Raw genomic sequence first — 17,270 nt, forward strand, 5'->3', positions numbered from 1 at the left:
GCTATGCTGAAACTGCTCGGATGGATGGTGCTGCTTGCGGCCACGTTCGGCGCCGGCTATTACGTCGGCCAGCACCCGATCGGGGAACTGAGAAAGACCGTCGGAGAACTCTCGCGCAGCCTGCGGGACACCACGCTGGGGATCGAACGGACGATTCGGCTTCGCCAAGGCCTCGTGGACGGCAAGGCCGGCGTGGTCGAAGCGAAATCGGAACTCCTGGACAAGAATTTCGGCAACGCCGCCAACGCGCTCGCCCAGGCCGTGGAGAACCTGGAAAAGGCCAGCAGCGTCGAACGGGAACGGGACGCAGGGGGGGCGCAGAAGGTCAGGCCGCTCCTGGCCAAAGTCCGGGAAGCTCAACTGGAGCTGTCAATGGGGAAGCCCCTTCCCAGGGCGAAACTCGACGAGATTCAGAAGGAGCTGGACGGGCTGCTGGCGCAGTAGCGGAGGCCGTCAGGCGCTGGCCGGGGATTTCTTCCACGCGGCGAGGATCCGCTCCACCCGCATCTTCACGACCAAGTCCGGGTCGTTCAAGAGCGGCTTGATGGCCTCGCGGCCCTTCGGGTCCCCGAGCTTTTCGAGCGCCGCGGCGGCCGTCAGGCGGGTGAACCAATCCTTGTCTTTGAGCATCTCGATCAGGGGCTCGAGGGCGGCGGCGCTCTTGATCCGGCCCAGGGCGATCACGGCCTGTTTCCGAGCCAGCTCGTCCTTGTCCTTGAGCGCGGCCACCAGCCTCTCGACGGCCGGCTCGCCGAGCTCCACGAGCGCCTCGGTCGCATCGAGGTTGAACTCGTCGCTCCGCAATTGCCCGATCAGGGGCTCCAGGACCCGCTCGTCCTTGATCTTGCCCAGGGCCCGGATCACGAACTTGCGGATGTCCCAGTCCCGCAGTTGCCTGAGCAGCGGCTCGACGGCCGGCGAGCCCACCATGCCCAGCGCCTCGACCGCCGCTTCGCGCACCTGCCAGTCCCCATCCCGGAGCGCCCGGACCAGCGGCGCAACGCACCGCTCGTCCCCCATCTCTCCGAGCGTGACGACCGCCTCTCGACGGACCGCCCAATCGGAGTCCTTGAGGAGATCGATCTGGATCTCGATCTCGTCCTTGACCTTCTCTTCGTCGAGGAGGACCTCTTCCGCCCCCTCGGCCGTCTGCGCCGCGTCGGCTCCCGCTTCAGCCGCTTGCTCCGCCGGCTCGCCCGCTCCGGTGACGGCCTCCGCGACCTGATCGGTCAACTCCTCGGACGCTTCCGGCTGGGCAGGATCTGAAGATGGCTTCTGCTCGTCGGTCATGCTGCTCGCTCCTGTTCCTCCCGGGACCGTAGACGGACCGTCAGGCTTGGACGGCGGCTCCCGCCTTTTCGCCTTTTCCTTCTCCCGCTGCCCTCTTTCCGAGCGCGTGCCGAAGCCTGATGGCCAGCTTGCGCCGCTTCCGCTGGGCCCGCTTGAGGCGCTTCCGCAACTTCCGCAGGGCCGCATCTCCCTCGGGATTGTCGCTCGCGGCGCGCCGCTCCCTGACTTTCTTCTGCAACCGCGCTTCGTCGGTTTCCGCCGGCTTCGATTGGGCCATGGACGTCCTTTCCCTTGCGTTGATCCGTTAAACCGTCACCCGCGCCCCAGTGTAGTGGACACGGCTCGGCAGTGTCAACACGAGCGAAGCGGCTTCTTGAAAGGCTTGAGGGGGGCTTACACGGGGAGAAGAGTGGCCACGACGGACACGTGGCGGTCGGCGGCCAGGATGTCGGCGACGCGGCGAAGTCGCCGCTCACGCATCACGTCTCCGGGGAAAGGGCTGAAGTCGCGGGCTCCGCGGGCTTCGTCGATCGGGCCGGGATCGTCCCGCCAGGGCATGTCGGAAGCGGACGCTTGGGGCACATCGGCAGAAAGCAGCGAGAGCGGGACGGGCACTCCGTGACCATGCTCCGCGGCGGAAAACAGCCCGCCGTGGTTCCCCACCACCTCCAGCGATACGGCCGCCGTGCCCCCTTCGACCATGCCCAGCCTCCTGGCCGCCTTATAGGACAGGTCCAGGATGCGGCCGTTTACGTACGGCCCACGGTCGTTGATGCGGACTTGGACTTGCCTGCCGTTGTTCACGTTCGTGACCCGGACGACCGTCCCAAGCGGCAGGGTTCGATGGGCTCCGGTGAGGTCCTCCATGTTGTAGGGCTCGCCGCTGGCGGTCAGCCATCCGTCGAACTCCTTGCCATACCAGGACGCAACCCCCCGCTCTTTCACTCCCACGTCCAGATCAGCCTGCCCTTTGGGGAGGCAGGTACAGGCCGTCACCAGGGTGAGCAGCAACAGAAGGGGGGCTCTCCCCCGCCCCTTTCGACTGCCAGACCTTGGACACGTACTCATTCAGGTACCTCGCAGGTTAACCCTGTACCCTCCCTTGTCAGGGAAGCCTTCCTTGGACTGAATCGGGTAACGGGAAACGACTTACCGGGGATGATATGTGAAGTATGGTTGAAGTGGGATAATGTATAGCAAACCCTTGAGGGGAAAGTCAAGGTCAAGGAACAAGTTCTCACAACGTCTTTTTTTACAATGAGTTATGATGCCGAGCCGGGCTTTAAAAAGAGGATGCTGAGGGGAGGAATTGTCACAGAGAGGGAGTAGGGCAAGCCGTGCCAAGGGAGAGAGTCAGCCATGACCCCTCCCCAGTTGCCCTGGTTGCTCCCACCATACAAGTCAGCGTCACTATTGAGCAATTCTTTATACCATCCTCCGAAAGGCACTCCGACCCTATAGCCATAGCGAGGCAGGGGGGTGAAGTTGCACAGGCAGAGGACCGGGTTGGAGCCAGTTCTATCCTTGCGAAGGAACACGATCACCGAATGGTCCGCGTCGCTGAAGTCAATCCATTGGAAACCGGTCCAGTCAAAGTCCACCTGATGGAGAGCCGGCTCATTGCGGTAAAGCCAATTAAGATCGCGAACATAGCGCTGCAATCCCTGGTGCAACGTGTATTGCAGCAGGTGCCAGTCGAGGCTGGTTTCATGGCTCCATTCCATCCACTGGCCGAATTCTCCTCCCATGAACAGGAGCTTCTTGCCCGGGTGACCGTACATGTACCCGAAAAGAGCCCGTAAGTTCGCGAACTTCTGCCAGTCGTCGCCAGGCATCTTGGACAGGAGCGCCTGCTTGCCGTACACGACTTCATCGTGAGAAAGGACCAGGACGAAGTTTTCACTGAAGGCATAGACCAGTCCAAAGGTAATCTTGTCCTGGTGATATTTGCGGTACACCGGGTCAAGCCGAAAATAGTCCAGCATGTCGTGCATCCAGCCCATGTTCCATTTCAAGCTGAACCCCAGCCCCCCCACGTAAGTCGGACGGGAGACCGCCGGCCAGGCCGTCGACTCTTCGGCGATCGTGAGGACTCCCGGACAGTATTGGTACACGACCCGGTTGAACTCCTTGAGGAACTCGACGGCCTCCAGGTTCTCGTGGCCGCCGTACCGGTTGGGGATCCATTCCCCCGGCTTCCTCGCATAGTCCAGGTACAGCATGGACGCCACCGCGTCCACCCTGAGCCCGTCAATGTGGTAACGGTCCAGCCAGAACAGGGCGCTGTTGAGAAGGAAATTGCACACTTCGACCCGGCCGAAGTTGAAGATCCGACTCTGCCATTCCGGGTGGTATCCCAAGCGCGGGTCTGCATGGTCGTACAGGTGGGTCCCGTCAAACCAGGCGAGCGCGTGGGGATCGTCGGGAAAATGGGCCGGAACCCAATCCATCAGCACCCCGACACCGGCTTGATGACAGGCATCCACGAAGGCCATAAAATCCTCGGGCGAGCCGTACCGGCTGGTCGGAGCAAAGTACCCGGTGGTCTGATAACCCCAGGACCCGTCGAACGGATGCTCGGTCACCGGCATCAGCTCCAGGTGGGTGAAGCCCAGGTCCTTAACGTACGGGATCAGCTTGGCGGCGAGCTCCCGGTAGGTCAGCCAGCGTCCCTCCTCTTCCGGAACCCGCATCCAGGAACCCAGGTGGACTTCGTAAATGCTCACCGGCTCCCCGAGCGGATCGCGGGAGGCCCGCGCCCGCATCCACTCGTGATCCCCCCACCGGTAGGTCGAGAGGTCCCGGACCACCGATGCGGTCTTGGGCCGCAGCTCCGCGGCGAAAGCATAGGGGTCGGCTTTGAGAAACGGCGCGCCCTGGCCCTGGGGGCGAATTTCGTATTTGTAGACCGTCCCCCCGCCGAGACCCGGGATGAACAGCTCCCACAGGCCCGTCTCGCCGCGACTCCGCATGGCATGTCGCCGGCCGTCCCATCCGTTGAAATCTCCGACTACGCTTACCCGCAAGGCGTTCGGCGCCCAGACGACGAAGCGGACGCCGGTTTCCCCCTCAAGGGTCAGGACGTGGGCGCCCAGGAGGTCGTACGCCCGGTACAGCCGCCCTTCGCGGTACAGGTGCAGGTCGTAATCGGAAAGCAGCGGCTGGTACGAGTAGGGATCGCGCTTCTTGGTCTGGGTCCCGCATTGATCGGTGACCCGGAGCCGGTAGCGGACCCGCTCCACCGGAACGGGAATCACCGCCTCGAACAGGCCGGCCGAGTGGACTTTCTTCATCGGAGCCTGGGGTCCGCTCCGCTCCGCGCTCGCCTCCTGGGACTCGAGGAGGACCGTTGCTTCCCGGGCCTCCGGCAAAAACGCCCGGATCACGGTCGCGGGTCCGCCGTTCATGGTGACCGGATGCGGTCCCAGCACGGCAAACGGATCCCAATGCTCGGCCCTGAGGAGCCGCTCGATCTGGTCCGTCAATTCGTCCATGTCCCGCACTCTATCCGATCCCCGCGGAGGAGGCAACGGGAAGCGGCGCGCTTGACAGGCTTCCGCCGCTTGCATAACATCGCGCCGACCCCCTGAGTTCCTAGTCCACCCGCTCAGCCAGGCTTCATCAGGCTTCGCCAGGCGTCGGAACGTGACCATGGAAGAGCGCCGACACCATGAACGAGAGCTCGCGACCCGGTTCGTGCGCGCGACCCTCGCGATCGGGGTCGCCGCCCTGCTGCTGGCCCTGTTCAGCCCGTTCCTGTCGTCCATCGCCTGGGCCGCCGTCCTCTGCTACGCCCTCCGTCCCGTGCATCAGCGGGTCCTGCTCGGCACGGGCGGGCGGCAACTGGTCAGCGCCCTGCTCATGAGCGTCGTGCTCACGGTCGGCCTGATCCTGCCCATCATCTCCCTCTCGTTCCTGATCGGAGAGGAGCTGGTCCGGCTCTACACGGACATGGCCGAGACGATGGCCCGCGGCGAGGGGCTCCTTCACGAGCGCTGGCGGTCCAACCCGCTCGTCGCGATGGCCCTCGACCGCCTGCAGCAGTATGAGCGCCTCACCGGAACGGACCTGCGGTCGTCCTTCGCCGACAACCTCAACGCGATCGGCAAGGCCCTGATCGAGCAACTCACCGGCCTGACGACGGACCTGCTCCTGGGGGTCCTCGAGCTGCTCCTGACCATCGTGTGCGCGTTCTTTTTCTTCCGGGACTGGGACGCGATCGCGGCCTGGTTGGGGAACGTCCTGCCGTTCTCGCGACAGCGGCAGGAATTGATGGTCCGGCGCATCGACGAAGTGGTGAAAGGCTCGATCTACGGGAACACGGCGGTCGCGGTGCTGGAAGGGCTCGTGGGGGGGGTGGCGTTTTGGGCGACGGGGCTTCCCTCGCCGGTCCTGTGGGGGACGGTGATGGGGCTCCTGTCGTACCTGCCGGTGGCCGGTGCGTCGCTGATCTGGATTCCGGCCGCCCTGTACTTCCTGACCGAAGGCGCCTACGGCCCCATGACCGGCATCCTGATCGCCGGCGCCTTGATCACGCTCGTTGATTACGGGGTGCGGAACCTGCTCGTCGCCAGCCGGGTGCGCCTGCACCCGCTGCTGGTCTTCTTCAGCGTGCTCGGCGGGATCAAGCTGCTGGGGCTCTTGGGACTGGTGGCCGGACCGCTCACCGTGGCCCTGGGCAAGGCCACGGTCGAGATCTACCAGACGGAACAGGCGAAGGCGGCGGGTTGAGGAACCGAACGCTGCGTCACTTGAGACGCAGTTGCCTGTCCTCCATCTTCGTATTGACCACCAGCTTCTCCAGGCTTTCGGTCAGGACTTCGCTGAGCAGCTTTTGAACGTCCTCCGGCTCGAACCAGAACACGCGCTGGCTCCCGTCCCCGTTCAGCGTCATCCGCACGATGCTGCCGTCGGCCTTGTTCATGGCCTCCACGACGACCTTCGTCCGGACGGTGATCTCCGTGGAGAACAGCTTGCTGTCGGCGTCGGCCGAGAAGTCCAGGATCTTGCCGGACACGGCGACGTCTGGAGCCCCGTTGGGGTTGATGCTCCACCCCTTGCGCTTCAGGTACTCGCCCATGACGCGGCCGACCACCTCTCCGGGCTTGCCCCCCGCCACGTCGAACGGCGTCTCCCCGCCGAACAGGTGGTGGCGGACCCCGATCTGATTCTTCTGCGGCCGCCCGTCCTCGAACGACCCGACGGCCACGTTCGTATCCCCGCCCATGGCCTTCCCGGCCGCATCGCCGCCCGGCGCGACCGCCTGCACGTCCAACGTGACGACCTGTCCCTTGGTGGAACAACCGGTCAAGGTCATCAGCCCCATACCGATCATGATCGCACGAAATGTACGCCCGCCCACGCCCGCCTCCTCAGTTCGTCTTCCGGTGAAGGAACCAACTCAAGGCGACCCCCGACCCTACTGGACCGAAAAATGGGCTCGCCGGTTCTTCTGCCAGCACTCGGCGCTGTGCTCGGAGCAGAACGGCTTCTCCTTGCCGAAGCTGGTGACCTGGATCTTCCCCCCGGGGATCCCCAGGTCTTCGAGGTACTGCTTGGCGGCTTGCGCACGCCGTTCGCCCAGCACGAGGTTGTACTCCGCCGTGCCCCGCTCGTCGCAATGTCCGGCGATCAGCAACGTCCAGTCGCTGCCCGCCTTTAACAGGGCGGCGTCGGCCTCGAGCACCGGTTTGGCATCGCTCCGGATCGCGGCCCGGTCGTAATCGAAAAACACGTCCCCCAACTCCGCCGGCTTGGCCGGCTCCGGCGCTGGAGCCGGAGCCGCCTCCGTCGGCGCCTCGCGCGCGACTTCCGGGGCCGGCGCACTGGGAGGCGGCGTCGGCTGCTCGGTCACCCGCACTTCCTCCTGCGGAGCCGGCTGGGGAGCCGGAGCTTCCGCCGGCGCGGCAGCCGGCTGCTCCACCTTGGCCTCTTCCACCTTGGGTGGCTCCGGTGGCGCTTCCGCCCTCGGGGCTTCCGGCGCCGCTTCGACCTTCGGCGCCTCCGCTTCTTTGGGCGCCTCGGCCTTTTGCGGTCCCGCCGTCAGGCTCTGGTCGCCCACCGAGGAGGACACTTTCTTGCTGCAGCCAGCCAGCAGCAGACAGACGCTCAACGACGCCAGCAGAATCGTCAGATGGTTGGAAGAATGGTTCCTCATGAACATCCTGGCTCCCTTTATGCCCTCGCGGTTACTTCTTGCCCTTCACCTGGATGGAGCGGGCGACGAGCCCGTCCTGACTCTTGCTGTAGGTCAGCGACACGGTCTCCCCGACTTGCAGGTTGTCCAGGCCGACCTTCTCCTTCCCCCTCGTGATCGCCGCGCCGGACTCGACGACGGCGCCGACGATCATTTCCTGTTTCCTGGCCGTGACCGTCTTCACCACGATCACGTTCGGCGAGTCCTGCACATTGACCGCCACCACTTCGCCCTGCACGGTCCGCATGGTTTGCTCGGCGGCGCCGGCAAGCGGCGTCGTCAGGGCCCAGGCCGTGACCACGCCCATCGCAGAGACCAATACGTGCCTCATGACCGTCTTCATCGCCCTATCCCTCTTCGAATTTAAGAGCAGGTGGTGACCAGTGGATACGGGGCCGAACTATAGCACATTTTCGATTTTATGCAAGCAGGATTCGGTGTGTGGCCGGCCCGGCGACTCCGCCCTTGACTGGGTGGAATGCGATGGCTAATATCCCCCGCGGACCCGCTGTCCGACCGAGACAGCGGGTCTTGCTGCTCAGAGGACGGAACCGAGGCGCGGCTGCCGGCATGATCGAGGCACAGGGCATCACGAAGCGGTACGGGGATCTGACCGCCATCGACCGGGTCACCTTCACGGTCGGCAAGGGGGAGGTGCTGGCCTTCCTCGGCCCGAACGGCGCCGGCAAGACCACGACGATGCGGATCCTGACCTGTTTCATGCCGGCCACGGAGGGCACGGCCCGGGTGGCGGGGTTCGACTGCTTCGAGCAGCCGCTGGAGGTCAAGCGGCGGATCGGCTACCTCCCCGAGACCCCGCCGGTCTACCAGGAGCTCACCGTCACCGAGCACCTGACCTTCGTGGGCCGGCTCAAAGGGCTGCCGGCCGTGGACCTCCGCAAGGGGCTGGACCGGGTCGTCGAGCGGCTGGCGCTGGGCGACGTGCGGCACCGGCTGATCGGCAACCTCTCCCGCGGATACCGCCAGCGGGTCGGGCTCGCCCAGGCCCTGATCCACGACCCGCCGGTCCTGATCCTGGACGAGCCGACGGTCGGGCTCGACCCCAAGCAGATCATCGAGATCCGCGAGCTGATCCGGAGCCTGGCCGGCTCCCACACCGTGATCCTGAGCACGCACATCCTGCCGGAAGCCACCGCCGTCTGCCAGCGGGTCGTCATCATCAGCGGCGGCCGGATCGTGGCCGAAGACACGCCGGAGCAGCTCTCGGCGCGGCTGCGCCGGTCCGACAAGATCAGCCTGACGGTCAAAGCCCCGCCCCCGGACTGGACCGACCGGCTCAGGGCCCTGCCCGGCATCCTGGCCGTGCTGGAATCCACGGACGGCGGCACGGCCCTGCTGGAGTGCGAGCTCGGACGGGACCACCGGGAGGAGATCGCCCGCTTCGTCGTGACCAGCGGGTGGGGGCTGTTGGAGCTCAAGACCGTCTCGATGACGCTGGAGGACGTCTTTCTCCGGCTTACCCAGCACGAGGAGGGAGTGCCGGAAACGGGCCAGGAGGCCCAGCGGACATGACGCCGGTGCAAGCCATCGTCGCCAAGGAGCTGCGGTCCTACTTCGTCTCCCCGGTCGCCTACGTGGTCGGCTCCGTGTTCCTGCTGATCTTCGGGGTGCTGTCTTACCTGGCCGTGGTGAACGCGGGCAACCAGGCGGTGCGGATGATGCAGCTCCAGGGGATGGCGGCCCAGCTCAACCTGAACGACCTGGTGTTCCGCCCCACCTTCTACAGCACCGCGATCGTGCTCCTCCTCGTGCTGCCGCTGCTGACCATGCGCCTGTTCGCGGAGGAGCGCAAGCTCCGCACCTTCGAGCTGCTCCTGACCTCCCCGATCGGGATCACCGACATCGTCCTCGGCAAGTTCCTGGGCGCGTACCTGATCTACCTGGGCCTGCTGGCCCTCACGGGGCTCGTGCCGCTGGTGCTGGCCCTGTACAGCAGCTTCGACTGGCACCCGGTCCTGACCGGCTACCTGGGCCTGGCGCTGCTCGGCGCCCTGTTCCTGGCCACCGGGGTCCTGGCCTCGGCGCTGACGGAGAACCAGATCGTGGCCGCCTTTCTGAGCTTCGGGATACTGATCCTGGTCTGGCTCCTGGGCGGGCTGGGCTCGGTCCTCGGGGACACGCCGCTGGGCAACGTCGTCTCCTACCTGTCCTTCATCGAGCATTACGACCGGCTGGTCCGCGGGCTGGTGGACACCAAGGATCTGGTCTATTACCTCTGCGGCCTGGTCTTCATGCTGTTCCTGGCCCATCGCGTAGTGGAGTCGCACCGATGGAAATGAGCCGGCTCGGCACGGGCCTGGGCGTCCTCGGGACGGTCCTGGCCGTCGGCGGGTTCGTGGCCTACAGCCTGCTGCCCGGGCAGCTCTGGCTGGCGACCCTCTGCGAGGGGCTGGCCCTCGTCTGCCTCGTGGTCTTCTTCGTGCTCCGCTTCGAGACCCTGAAGGCCTTCTCCGCGCGCCGCTCCACCAGGCTGGGCGCCGGCAGCCTCCTCATGGTGGTCCTGTTCGCCGCCATCCTGGTGATCGGGAATTTCCTGGCCGCGCGCCACTCGCACCGATGGGATCTCTCCGAGACCCAGCACTTCACGCTGGCCCCCCAGACGCACCGGGTGCTCCGGGGGCTCCCGCGCGAGGTCAAGATCACGGTCTTCTCCCAGGACCGGAGCCCGTCGCACGCCACCTACCGCGACCTGCTCGACAGCTACCGCCAGGCGACCGACAAGCTGAAGGTGGAGTTCGTGGACCCGGAGCGGCAGCCGGGCGTGGCCAGACAGTACGGCGTCACCCGCGTGGACACGGCCGTCGTCGAGAGCGGCGCCCAGACGACCAGGATCACCGCCCCGTCGGAAGCCGAGCTGACCGGCGCGCTGATCCGCGTCTCGAAGGACGCGAAGAAGAAGGTCCGGTTCCTGGAGGGGCACGGAGAGCGGAGCATCGCCGACCAGGAACGGAACGGGCTCTCGGTCGCCAAGGAGGCGCTCACGAAACAGGGCTATGAGGTGGAGCCGCTCTCCCTCCTCCAGGCCAGCTCGGTGCCGGAGGACACCTCCGTGCTGGTGCTGGCCGGACCCAGGCGGCCGGTGACCCAGGAGGAGAAGGAGCGCATCGTCCAGTACGTGGCCGGTGGGGGGCGGGTCCTGATCCTGCTGGACCCGGACTCCCAGGCCGAGCTCGACGACCTGCTGCGCCGCTGGGGCGTCAAGGCCGGCAAGGGGGTGCTCGTGGACCTGCAGGACCGGCTCGCGCAGGGCGACCTGACCGCGCTCATGGTCCGGACCTTCACCGAGCACGAGATCACCCAGGACTTCAACTTCGCCGTCCTCTTCCCGCTGTCCCGCCACCTGGCCTTCGATGAGCAGGCCGGCAAGGACTGGGACTTCGTCCCCCTGGCCCGCACCTCCCCGCGGAGCTGGGCCGAGACGAACCTGCAGGGCCGCGTGGTCGGCTTCAGCGAGAAGGAGGACGTGCAAGGCCCTCTCCCGCTGGCCGCGGCCCTGACCCCCAAGAAGGCGCCCGAGGAGGGCAAGCGGCGCGCGGCGCTGGTGGTGGTCGGCAACTCCTCGTTCGCCAGCAACGCCTACGTCAACTTCCCGGGCAACACGGATTTCCTGCTGCACACGATGGGCTGGCTGGCCGAGGAGCGGGAGCTGATCTCGATCACGCCCAAGGAGCCGGCCTTCCGGCCGTTCATCCCCAATCCCACGCAGGAGCGGATCCTGCTCTACGTGCAGGTGCTGCTCCTCCCGTCCCTGACGTTCCTCTGGGGGATGACGACCTGGCGCCGGCGGCGGCGCCTCTGAGCCCATGGGCGAGAGGCAAGGGGTGAGAGGCGAGGGGTCAAGAGCAACGCGAAGCCGACCGTGCCCATTGCCTCCAGCCTCGCACCTCTAGCCCCGATTGGTCTTATGCGACAAGCCTGGCTCACGATCCTGATGGCGCTGGTGCTGGCAGGGTTAGGCGCCTACGTCTACTGGGTCGAGCTGCCCGCCGAGCGGAAACAGGCCGACGCGGAGGCGCAGGAGAAGAAGCTCCTCCCCTTCGAGGAGCGGGAGATCACCGGCCTCACGGTCCGGACCGACGGGAGCGAGGTGGTCCTCGCCGCCGCCGAGCCCCGGACCTGGCGCATCACCGCCCCGATGCAGACCGAGGCGGACGCGCGCGAGGTGGACGCCATGGTCCGGGCGCTCGCGCTGGGCAAGGTCTCGCGGGTCGTGCAGGAGCAGGCGGCGGCGCTCGCGCCCTTCGGCCTCGAGAAGCCGCCCGTGGTGCTGACGGTCTCGGCCGGCTCCCGCCAGGAGACCCTCTCGCTCGGCGACAGCGGCCCGATCTCCTCCACCCTCTACGCCCTGCGCGGGTCGGACCGGAAGGTCCTGCTGACCACGCTCGCCCCCAAGGACTTCCTGAACAAGACGCTGCTGACCTTCCGCAAGAAGGAGGTGCTGCGCCTGGACCAGGGGGAGGTGGACCGGGTGCGGCTGACCTCCGCGGCCGGCGAAATCGTCCTCTACCGCTCCGACCAGGCCTCCCCGCACGGGCCGGCCGCTCCGGCGGCCGGCCGGAAATGGAAGGTGGTCTTCCCGATCGAGGCCGAGGCCGACCAGGCGGAGGCGCGGGGGCTGCTCCTGAAGCTGGAGGACCTCAAGGCGCTGGGCTTCGTCGATCCGGGATCGGAGCAGGCGGCGCTGCTGAAGCGGCTGACGACGCCGGCCGTCAAGATCACCGTCCACACGGCCGGCGGGGACCAGACCGTCAAGCTCTTCCAGCCGGACCCGGCGAGCGGGGAGGCCTACGCCGTCACCGCGCCCGAGGCGCCGGTCTACCGGGTCAGCCCGCAGGCCATCCGGGACTTCACCAAGGAGCTCTTCACCCTCCAGGACAAGCGGCTCCTGGGGATGAACCTCCAGGACGTCGCCATCCTGTCCGTCAAGACCCGCGAGGAGCAGTACGTCCTCATCAACCAGAGCGGAACCTGGGTTCTCGAAGACCAGCCGGCGGAAAAGCTCAACCAGGAGAAGGTGGCCCTCTTCGTGAGCCGGGTCGCGGACCTGCCGGCGGAGATCCGGGTGGTCAAGCAGGCCGGACCACTGGCCCCCTACGGCCTCTCTTCGCCCGCCGCCGAATTCACCGCCACGGGCAAGGACGGCAAGACGAAGGGCCGGCTGATCCTGGGGACCAAGACCGGCGGGCTCGTCTACGCGATCGGCCAGGGGCTCCCGGGCATCCACCAGGCCCGCTCGGACCTCCTCTCCCAGATTCCCGCCAAGCGCGAGCTGCCGGCCGGCGCCGAGCCGGGAGGCGGCACGAAATCATAAACAGTGGTAGGATGCGCCGGACCGAGGGTCGGAACATCGGGCAACCATTCACAAGACAAGGAGGAGGACGAAGGACATGACGACGATGCGACTCGGCATGATGATGGTATTGGCTGCGGCCTTATTCACCAGCGCCTGCGCGACCCAAGAGGGAGACTCCATGCCTGCCGGCTCCGCCGGGGCAAGCATGGACGGCGGCCAGGCGAGCGCCTCGACTCCGCAGGGACGGCCCGCCTCCGGCACGGCGGGGGACACGCTGCAGGCCTGCATGGGCCGGATTCCGTCCGACGCGAGCGCGGGCCAGCGCATGTTCGCGGAGGAGAGCTGCAAGCGGGACCAGGAGAACCGGAAATCCATCCTGGCCGTACCGGGCCAGTAAACGGCAGTGGGGCAGGCTGCTCGAAGGCAGCCTGCCCCACCCGCTCTACCACCGCTTTCCTCGCCCCGCCCTTTCCCCGCTCCTTTGTAATCCCCTGTTTATTTGAATCGGTGGGCAGGCGGCGGACTCAGCACCTCTCTGTCAACCCTCAGCGAGACGCATCCGCGTCGGGGAAAGAGACCGGAGAAAAGGCTAATTGGGGGGCGGAAGCGGAAGTGCAGGAGTGTCGCGCGAAGGTCAGCGGGGATGGCGGCCTGCAGACAAGATGACATGGTCCTTTAAGCCCCTCTTCAGCCTACCGCTTGATAGATACTGGCGCCCCGGTCACCGTAGGATTCGTAGAAGTGCTGGAACACCGCCGAACACTTCTGCTTGTAGAGATCGGGTGTATAGATGCGCGGGAGTCCGTGGTCTAAAACATCCTCAATGGCCAGCTTCACCTGCGAGCGAGCGGCGGCCTTTTGCCGTCAACTGATGACCAGGAGCTGCTTGAGCTTTTTCAGGAGCTCTCGCGTGACCTTTTTCACTTCCTTGCGCTCTTCCGGGCTCAATTCCGGCCCCGGACGCGTCAAGATGTCGAAGATCACGAGTTCCTCTTCGGAGAGATGTTCCCGCACGTGGCGCTGTTGCTCGTCGTTCAGCGCCCGGCTGAGAGCCACGAGCTCGGTGAAGAGTTCCTCGATGTTCCGGCTGCCCGCATTGTAGGACTCGATCAGCGTCTCGAACTTCGACAGGTAATCCGCCCGCGTCCTGTTCAGGCGAATCAGCTTGTCCAATTGAGCGCGGATTGCGGCTTTCAGCCGCTCCAGTTCAAGGTTCTTCGTCTTGGACTTCGCGAAGCGCGCCGCTAGCGCCTCGAAGTCAATCTTCGCGAGATCGATGACGGCGGCGTGCTTTCCCTTGGCTAGCTCTCGGATGTGGAACCCGCCTGCTTCGATGGACTGGTCCAGCAACAGATTCACCTTGTCGAGGACGGCGGTGATGTCAGCGGGCCGGCCTTCGCCGGTCCTCTCACGAATGGCGTCGGCAATCGTGCCGAGGCAGGAGACCAGGGACAGGCATTCCAGCACGACCGGGTCCGGCTTTACCGCCTGGAACAGCGTGCGAACCAGGCGCTCGTGGGCGAGGAACTCCTTCCGCAGCGGGTCAGGGGAGACCAAGGCTTCGACGGCTTCCCCGATGAGTTGCACCCGCTCAAAGCCGCCTGCCGCCGCTTCGATGGCTTCCAGTCTCACCCCATGACCAGCGCAGTAGGTCTCGGCGTCTTCGACGGCCTTCCGTAGCTCGGCGACAAGTTGAGTCTTGTCCCGCACCGGCGTGGCGCCGCCGCGGCCTGCTCCATAGATTGCAAGCGCTTTTTCCAGTGAGGCAAAGACGTTGGCATAGTCCACGATCAAGCCGCTGTGCTTGCCGGGGAAGACGCGGTTCGCGCGGGCGATCGTCTGCATCAGCGTGTGGTTCCGCATCGGCTTGTCGAGGTACACCGTGGAGCAACTGGGCGCGTCGAAGCCGGTCAGCCACATCGCGCAGAGGAACACGAGGCGGAGCGGGTCTTGCGGGTCCTTGAACTTCTCGTCGAGCGGCTCGTCGTTCATCCGTTTGCGGTGCGCGGCGATGTCGAGGCCGAGTTGGTTCATCTGCTCGATCTCGTTCTGGGCTGGCGAGACGATCAGCGTCATGTCGGTGGTCGTGAGCACGCCGAGCCGCCGCCGGAGTTCCCGCACCCGGTCGGGGTCGGGTTGGACCTTGTAGCAGGCGAGCCGTTCCAAGTCCTGCTCCACCCGTTCGCGCTCGGCCTGCCAGTGCTTCCGCACCTTGTCGTACATGCGGAGCGCCGTCGCCTTGTCGATGGAGACGACCATCGCTTTGCCTTGGAAACCGCGCCCGAGGAAGTGCTGCACGATGTCCCTGGCGACTTTCTCCAGCCGGTCGTCGCGGGTCAGGAGATGGTATGACCGGCCCAGCTCGCGCTCCAGCCGTCTTTCCTGCTCCTCGTCCAGTTGGGCTGCCTCGATGAGCGCGTAGATGTCGTCGTTGAGCTTGGGGTTCTTCAGCTTCAGCTCGGGCGTGCGATTCTCGTAGAACAGCGGCACGGTCGCGCCGTCCTCGACCGACTGCTGGAAGTCGTAGATCGAAACGTAGTCGCCGAACACCTCGCGGGTGCGCTCCTCGCCTGCGATGAGCGGCGTGCCGGTGAAGGCGAGGAAGAGCGCGCGCGGCAGCGCGGCGCGCATGTTGAGCGCGAGATGGTCGTACTGGGTGCGATGGGCCTCGTCGGTCAGAACGATCACGTCGGGCCGGTCGCAGAGGCGCTCGGCGGTCTGGAACTTGTGGATGAGCGTGAAGACGTACCGGTGGTTCTCGCCGAGCAACTGGCGCAGGTGCACGCCGCTCTGCGCGTGGCAGACCCGGCTTTCCGCCTCGCTCACCGCGCCGCAGGCCTTGAACGTCTTCGCGATCTGGTCGTCCAGTTCGGCGCGGTCGGTCACCACCACGAAGGTCCAGTTCCCCGGCACCTTGCGCAGAACCTTTTGCGCGAAGAACACCATGGCCAGGCTCTTGCCCGAGCCTTGCGTCTGCCAGAACACCCCGCCGCGCCCGTGCCCCTGCTGCCGCGCGGCCAACGTGGCGGCGAGGGCGTTGTTCACGCCGAGGACCTGGTGGTTCTGCGCGAGCACCTTGACCAGCCCAGCCTTGTGCTCGGAGAAGAGAGTGAAGTTTTCCGTCAGGTCCAGCAGACGCGGCGGGGTGCAAGTGCCGCGGAGCATCACCTCCAGCGACACGCGGCGGGGCTCGTCCTCGCGCTCGACGCGCTTCCACTCGAAGAACCGTTCCCAATCCGCCGTGAGCGAGCCCACGCGGCTCTCCGTGCCGTTCGAGGCGATGAGCAACGCGTTGTACCAGAAGAGCGGCGGGATGTCCGTCTTGTAGCAGGTGAGGTTGTCGTCGAACGCCTGTTGGGCCGGCACGCCGGGCTTCTTCAATTCCACGACCACCAGCGGCAGGCCGTTGACGAACCCGACAAGGTCGGGTCGCCGCGTGTAGAGCGACCTGGTGACGCTGAGCTGGCTGACGAGGAGGAAGTCGTTCGCCGTGGGATGGTCCCACTCCACCACTCGCACGCGCTCCGTCTTCTGCCCGCCGCGCGCCCGATCCGGTACGGAGACTGTGACGCCTTCCTTCAGCCGCGCACAGACCTCCCGGTTGGCCGCCGCGAGGCTCATGGCCGAGCGGTCCCGCGTCAATTCTTCCACCGCTGCGGCAATCGCCTCAGGCGGCAGGGCGGGATTCAGCCGCTCCAGCGCCGCGCGTAGCCGGGGAACCAGCACCACTTCGCCTTTCGTCTCCCGCCCCCGGAGCACTCCCTCTCCCACTGGGAGAGGGTGGCGCGTAGCGCCGGGGGAGGGTTCATTTCCGGTTGGAAACCGGAAATGAATGAACCACTCGCGGTAGAGGGATCGGGCCATCTCCTCCAGAATCTTGATCCGCCGAAGGTTATTCTCGATCAAGTCATCGTAGGCGGACAGGATGCCCGCGATTCGGCGTTGGATGGGTGGTGGGGGAACACGGACTGTCACTTCTGCAATTCGCGACGGCGCAGTATGTCGAATCTTTACACCGCTGGCGGAGGCGCGAATCTGCTGCCGAACTGGCTTGTAGTTGAATAGATGGTAGAGAAAGCACTTGTCCGTCTTCGACTCGTCGCGGATCTGCACAAGACCAAGCCGCTGGTTGTGGAGGTATAGCCCGCTGCGCGGAATGATGGCGCTGCTGGCAAGAAGTCCTTCCGCTTGCTCGGTCATCGCAACGATGAGGTCTCCCTCGTTCAGCACGTAGTCGGAAGGAATCGGACCGGTATACCACTTCTCTTTGTCGCCTTTATTCTTAAAGCCGCCTTCATCGAAGAAGTTTCCAGGCGTAAGGACAATGTGCGAGCCTGATTCGGTAAAGTATTCGCCCTGAAAGGCATAGCCATGCTTGATTTCAAGCAGGTCACCGAGTTTGCAGGCTAGCCAGTCAGCCACCCTCACGTCTCCAAAATCTCCGCCACGTTGCGGGCGACGGTTTGTTCA

At 65.7% G+C, this 17,270-nt stretch carries 16 protein-coding genes; 7 read left to right on the forward strand and 9 right to left on the reverse strand.

Translation table 11 applies throughout. From position 1 onward, the window contains the following. The first annotated feature begins 3 nt into the window (after positions 1 to 3). Entirely contained in the window at positions 4 to 444 is a 441-nt protein-coding gene (locus AB1411_00625) for a hypothetical protein (protein ID MEW6542096.1), read from the forward strand. Between the two features lie 9 nt (positions 445 to 453). Here the strand turns inward: AB1411_00625 and AB1411_00630 are convergent, their stop codons facing one another. The 4 genes from AB1411_00630 to glgB form a co-directional block, all read right to left on the reverse strand. Beyond that, on the reverse strand, positions 454 to 1,290 hold the full coding sequence (locus tag AB1411_00630) for a HEAT repeat domain-containing protein (protein MEW6542097.1): 837 nt from the start codon (positions 1,288 to 1,290) through the stop codon (positions 454 to 456). 40 nt (positions 1,291 to 1,330) lie between these two features. Beyond that, on the reverse strand, positions 1,331 to 1,567 hold the full coding sequence (locus AB1411_00635) for a hypothetical protein (protein MEW6542098.1): 237 nt from the start codon (positions 1,565 to 1,567) through the stop codon (positions 1,331 to 1,333). Between the two features lie 116 nt (positions 1,568 to 1,683). Then, positions 1,684 to 2,301, reverse strand: coding sequence for a septal ring lytic transglycosylase RlpA family protein (locus AB1411_00640; GenBank protein MEW6542099.1), 618 nt, complete (start codon positions 2,299 to 2,301; stop codon positions 1,684 to 1,686). A gap of 251 nt (positions 2,302 to 2,552) precedes the next feature. Next, positions 2,553 to 4,784, reverse strand: a complete 2,232-nt coding sequence (glgB, locus tag AB1411_00645; GenBank protein ID MEW6542100.1) for a 1,4-alpha-glucan branching protein GlgB — start codon at positions 4,782 to 4,784, stop codon at positions 2,553 to 2,555. Between the two features lie 157 nt (positions 4,785 to 4,941). On the opposite strand from glgB, the gene AB1411_00650 reads away from it, so the two are divergent. Continuing rightward, on the forward strand, positions 4,942 to 6,021 hold the full coding sequence (locus tag AB1411_00650; protein MEW6542101.1) for an AI-2E family transporter: 1,080 nt from the start codon (positions 4,942 to 4,944) through the stop codon (positions 6,019 to 6,021). A gap of 16 nt (positions 6,022 to 6,037) precedes the next feature. Here the strand turns inward: AB1411_00650 and AB1411_00655 are convergent, their stop codons facing one another. From AB1411_00655 to AB1411_00665, 3 genes are read right to left on the reverse strand one after another with little or no spacing between them, the layout of a single operon-like run. Further along, positions 6,038 to 6,652 (reverse strand): hypothetical protein, encoded by a 615-nt coding sequence (locus AB1411_00655; protein MEW6542102.1) that lies wholly within the window; start codon positions 6,650 to 6,652, stop codon positions 6,038 to 6,040. A 57-nt stretch (positions 6,653 to 6,709) separates the two neighbouring features. Beyond that, positions 6,710 to 7,447, reverse strand: coding sequence for an OmpA family protein (locus AB1411_00660; protein MEW6542103.1), 738 nt, complete (start codon positions 7,445 to 7,447; stop codon positions 6,710 to 6,712). 31 nt (positions 7,448 to 7,478) lie between these two features. Further along, a complete protein-coding gene (locus AB1411_00665; protein MEW6542104.1) occupies positions 7,479 to 7,829 on the reverse strand; it encodes a hypothetical protein in 351 nt (116 codons plus the stop codon). Positions 7,830 to 8,056: 227 nt separating this feature from the next. Between AB1411_00665 and AB1411_00670 the strand changes: the two genes are divergently transcribed. The 5 genes from AB1411_00670 to AB1411_00690 all read left to right on the forward strand — a co-directional run bounded on the left by AB1411_00670 (position 8,057) and on the right by AB1411_00690 (position 13,197). Beyond that, positions 8,057 to 9,019, forward strand: coding sequence for an ABC transporter ATP-binding protein (locus AB1411_00670; protein MEW6542105.1), 963 nt, complete (start codon positions 8,057 to 8,059; stop codon positions 9,017 to 9,019). Further along, positions 9,016 to 9,786, forward strand: coding sequence for an ABC transporter permease (locus tag AB1411_00675; protein MEW6542106.1), 771 nt, complete (start codon positions 9,016 to 9,018; stop codon positions 9,784 to 9,786). Before AB1411_00670 ends, AB1411_00675 begins: the two co-directional genes overlap by 4 nt. Further along, positions 9,783 to 11,306: a DUF4350 domain-containing protein gene (locus tag AB1411_00680; GenBank protein MEW6542107.1), complete on the forward strand. Its 1,524-nt coding sequence runs from the start codon at positions 9,783 to 9,785 to the stop codon at positions 11,304 to 11,306. The genes AB1411_00675 and AB1411_00680 overlap by 4 nt, the downstream gene beginning before the upstream one ends. A 105-nt stretch (positions 11,307 to 11,411) precedes the next feature. Further along, positions 11,412 to 12,818 (forward strand): DUF4340 domain-containing protein, encoded by a 1,407-nt coding sequence (locus AB1411_00685; protein MEW6542108.1) that lies wholly within the window; start codon positions 11,412 to 11,414, stop codon positions 12,816 to 12,818. Positions 12,819 to 12,894: 76 nt separating this feature from the next. Continuing rightward, complete coding sequence (locus tag AB1411_00690; protein ID MEW6542109.1) at positions 12,895 to 13,197, forward strand: hypothetical protein; 303 nt, start codon at positions 12,895 to 12,897, stop codon at positions 13,195 to 13,197. Between the two features lie 290 nt (positions 13,198 to 13,487). Here the strand turns inward: AB1411_00690 and AB1411_00695 are convergent, their stop codons facing one another. Both AB1411_00695 and AB1411_00700 read right to left on the reverse strand, forming a co-directional pair. After that, positions 13,488 to 13,637 (reverse strand): hypothetical protein, encoded by a 150-nt coding sequence (locus AB1411_00695; protein ID MEW6542110.1) that lies wholly within the window; start codon positions 13,635 to 13,637, stop codon positions 13,488 to 13,490. Positions 13,638 to 13,664: 27 nt separating this feature from the next. Then, positions 13,665 to 17,222 carry an HsdR family type I site-specific deoxyribonuclease gene (locus AB1411_00700; protein ID MEW6542111.1) on the reverse strand — a complete coding sequence of 1,186 codons (3,558 nt, stop codon included), beginning with the start codon at positions 17,220 to 17,222 and terminating at the stop codon, positions 13,665 to 13,667. Between the last annotated feature and the right edge of the window lie 48 nt (positions 17,223 to 17,270).

The sequence above is a fragment of the Nitrospirota bacterium genome (genome assembly GCA_040757595.1).
In the GTDB taxonomy this organism is placed as follows: Bacteria; Nitrospirota; Nitrospiria; order Nitrospirales; family Nitrospiraceae; genus JBFLWP01.